Annotated in this window: 2 protein-coding genes; both read left to right on the top strand. The window is 51.3% G+C overall.

All coding sequences use genetic code 11. From position 1 onward, the window contains the following. Positions 1-270 precede the first annotated feature (270 nt). The gene (locus ABX962_RS34740) at positions 271-759 is read left to right on the top strand and encodes a carboxypeptidase regulatory-like domain-containing protein (RefSeq protein WP_372726239.1); all 489 of its coding nucleotides are present in this window, start codon (positions 271-273) and stop codon (positions 757-759) included. Positions 760-1,162: 403 nt separating this feature from the next. After that, entirely contained in the window at positions 1,163-2,260 is a 1,098-nt protein-coding gene (locus tag ABX962_RS34735; RefSeq protein WP_372726238.1) for a DUF1559 domain-containing protein, read from the top strand. Positions 2,261-2,423 lie beyond the last annotated feature (163 nt).

The following is a 2,423-nucleotide window of genomic DNA, read 5'->3' as shown; positions in this document are numbered from 1 at the left end:
GGGCAATCTAAACGCTCGCCAAGTCACTAGCGGCCGAAGTCCCTATGGCGTTTGGGGAGCGATGGGAAGTCCCGCAGGAAGTGAAACGGAAACGTATTCCGACTAATTTCTCCAGCGTGCTCACTCTCTTTTTCGCATCAAGGCAACCTTTCACATCAAGGTGACACAGCGTCGTTGCCTTGATCGCGATCTAGAGAGCGATGGATTTGCTAAACTTGAATCGTCGTCACGGCTTCCTCGAAGCATCTTTTCTCTCGTTGAAGGAATCAGATGGTCACGTATGTCAATCAAGCAGTTGCACTCGCAGGCTTGTGTCTGCTAGGGGTGTGTGGATGTTCCGGGCAATCGATTCCCGATGACCTGCCGGAATTGTATCCCACCACGCTGACAGTCCATCAGTCTGGGACGCCTTTGGTCGGCGCCAGTGTGCAATTGGTTGCGACGGATCCGGCTTTCAGTAAATGGGTCTCCGGCGGCAGCACCAATGAAAAGGGCGAAGTCGTGGTGATGACGCATGGCAAGTATGAAGGTGCACCAGTGGGCAAGTTCAAAGTCACTGTCAATAAGACGCAGACCGAAGGCCAGTCAGTCAGCAACGATCCTGGCGTTTCAAGTCCAGTGAAAATTTACGACTTGGTCGAAGCCAAATTCCGCAGCGTCACCACCACTCCGGTCGAAGTTGAAATCACAGCCGGCGAAAACAACTTGGATGTCATCGACGTTGGCGCGGCGGTAAAGGATGCTGCGGCTAAGCTGTAGATGGGGTCGTGGTCAAGCGGCCTGCAGAACAAGTCTATGGAGTTTCAATTTGTGGGCGATCTTGTTGGCGTTGTTTTTTGATTTTTCAGACGGTTGGCAAGGCCGTATTTGACATCGGTTGTACATGGAGTATCAGTTCTGGTTGATCGTGTATCACTCTGTTTTCGTGTTTCCGTTTTTTGACGACTTGCAGCACACGCAAGGTGGCGAGCGTGTTACTTTTGCAGATTCACGCAGTGCTCTTCCCGCCAAAAGTAACGATGGTTCGCTAACCTCTGGATATTGGTTTATCTCTCCTGTCGGAAATTAGCTTGGCGGCAAGTGTTTGTGTTTTTTGTAAGTGATTTTGCTCAAGCAAATCATAAACACGTATTTTTTTCGATTCTCAAATGAGGGTAGACAGATGAACCGGGATGCCAGGCGGAAGTTGACGGGTTTTACTTTGGTGGAATTGTTGGTGGTGATCGCCATTATCGGCGTATTAGTCGGGCTGCTTTTGCCCGCGGTTCAAGCGGCTCGTGAAGCTGCACGTCGCATGCAATGTTCCAATAACATGAAGCAATTGGGGTTGGCGATCCAGAATTATCATGCTGCGAATAACCAATTCCCCGCCGGTGCGGTGGATTTCCATGGGTTTTCACGAAACAGTCGCACTGTCAGTGCGGCTATTTTCTTGATGCCGTTTATGGAGATGAATTCGCTTCACGACGCGTTTGTCGAAGACGCCAAAAAGGCGACTCCGGGCTCGGGTCCCTGGCAAAGTGTGGCACTACAAGAGGCCGGACCACAATCTGCGTTCCTCTGCCCATCAGCGCAAAATGCAGATGGTACGGCGATCAACGGCATCTCGAAATGTCATTATGTCTTTAGTACCGGTGATGCAATGTGGCACAACGCTCGCAATGACTCGCAAGAGGCAAGTACCTACGCGCGCATCGATCCACGCGGCCCCTTTATTCCTCGGCTCAATGGCGAACGAAACTCGGTTCGCCGTTTTCGTGACCTGTTGGATGGAACCAGCAACACGATTGCGATGAGTGAAGTCGCAGCAACTCCTCGTGACCAAGCGTTTGTCAAAGGCGATGTCGCTAGTTTCAATGGAATGTATGACGGAACATCGGCGCTACCCGGGCCTTGTTTGACTGCACCGCTGGATCCCAATAATCGGCGTCAATATCAAAATGGCGCGGACTGCTGGCGTGGTTTGATTCTTGGTGATGGGCGGACCGTCAACAATCGTTTCACAACCACGCTGCCGCCTAATTCGTACTCGTGTGCTTACGGCGGTGGTAACGATAGCTGGGGTACCTATTCGCCCTCGAGCGAACATCAAGGGGGTGTGCAGACGCTGATGTTTGATGGTGCGGTCCGCTTTATTACTGATTCCATCGACTCGGGGAACCTCAATGCACGTCAAGTCACTTCCGGTGAAAGCCCGTATGGGGTTTGGGGAGCGATGGGATCGATGGACGGAAAAGAAACCGTTTCCTATGACGGTTGATTTTGATTTGTCTCGTTTTCCTTCTCACCACATCATCACGATCCGTGCTGATGCGGGGGTTTTATCTTATGTTGAACAGAATTAGGTGTTTGCAGATGTATCGAATCGCGTTTACTTGCGTGTTGCTTGCAGTGGTTTCCGGGTGTGCCTCTGAAGAAAAGCC

This window comes from Novipirellula sp., from assembly GCF_041583735.1.
Lineage (GTDB): Bacteria > Planctomycetota > Planctomycetia > Pirellulales > Pirellulaceae > Novipirellula.
This window is presented reverse-complemented; position numbering and strand designations above follow the sequence as displayed.